1 protein-coding gene is annotated in these 528 nt (G+C 40.9%); it reads right to left on the bottom strand.

All coding sequences use genetic code 11. The annotated features are described in order from the left end of the window. Window positions 1-102: 102 nt before the first annotated feature. Window positions 103-483 (bottom strand): hypothetical protein, encoded by a 381-nt coding sequence (locus Xvie_RS20550; protein WP_208612669.1) that lies wholly within the window; start codon window positions 481-483, stop codon window positions 103-105. Between the last annotated feature and the right edge of the window lie 45 nt (window positions 484-528).

The following is a 528-nucleotide window of genomic DNA, read 5'->3' as shown; positions in this document are numbered from 1 at the left end:
AGGGCTTTTTTTTGGGCATCTGTCAGATTAATTTTCATGGGCGCGATCCTGCGCTGATATGAATGAAAAATCAAGCATCTTCAATTACGACGGGTATAATTACTACTTATCTAGTATTCCTTTTATACGAGCGTACAGCTTTTTGTTTTTGTAGCTATGTGCAACAAGTCCAATAACTACAAGGGTTGGCAGGCTTTCGTCTATCGGTCGTTCTAAATCAGAACGATTCCATACCACTTCAACTACATCTCCAGCCCTTAATCCACCATTACCAAACATGTAAGCATCAAGAACAGGAATGGGTATTTTGCTCAGGTTATCGAGCACGAACTTACTCGTTACGCCAGAATGTTCGATTGGTGTATTGGTGTGCTTACCTGAATAAACCATACCTTTTTTATCATCCCAACCGACAAAGCGACGCTGAGTTATAGCAGAATCAACATAACCTGACATATTCAATATGCTCCGTAAACAACTCATCAACTGAACATCTTTTTTGCCTCCTTATCGCTTTTGCTCCGCCCC

This window comes from Xenorhabdus vietnamensis, from assembly GCF_002127535.1.
GTDB lineage: Bacteria > Pseudomonadota > Gammaproteobacteria > Enterobacterales > Enterobacteriaceae > Xenorhabdus > Xenorhabdus vietnamensis.
The sequence above is the reverse complement of the archived record's forward strand: the minus strand, read 5'-3'. Positions and strand labels throughout refer to the sequence as shown.

Coding starts and splice junctions, on each gene's coding strand:
- Xvie_RS20550 (WP_208612669.1), bottom strand. CDS start 483: ATGAGTTGTTTACGGAGCATATTGAATATGTCAGGTTATGTTGATTCT.